Source organism: Emticicia sp. W12TSBA100-4, assembly GCF_040253585.1.
GTDB lineage: Bacteria > Bacteroidota > Bacteroidia > Cytophagales > Spirosomataceae > Emticicia.
Genome location: NZ_JBELAU010000104.1, coordinates 1 through 289, shown reverse-complemented (window position 1 = coordinate 289; position 289 = coordinate 1). Strand labels below are relative to the sequence as shown.

Sequence of the window (289 nt, the reverse complement as noted above, 5' to 3'; positions counted from 1 at the left end):
CTTGAATAGTATTCCAACACAACCAACTTGTCCAGTAACAAGTACAGGAAGTATTATGGCTATCCCATCGGGCGGAACAGCCCCTTTTAACTATAAAATCAATAATGGCCTTTTCCAAAGTAGCAATATATTTAATGAACTATTAGCAGGTAATTATATTGTAACAGTACGAGATTTTAGTGGTTGTACTGCATCTGCTAATGTAGTACAAATTACTCAAACTCTTCCACCGAATGCCCCATTGATTAGTTCAGACAAGACCAATATTTGTGGCAATGAAGTAGCGATA

The 289-nt window shown here is 36.7% G+C and carries 1 protein-coding gene; it reads left to right on the top strand.

What is annotated here, in order from left to right; translation table 11 throughout:
• On the top strand, positions 1-289 hold a 289-nt coding region (locus tag ABR854_RS25955), incomplete at both ends, for a SprB repeat-containing protein (RefSeq protein ID WP_350268747.1).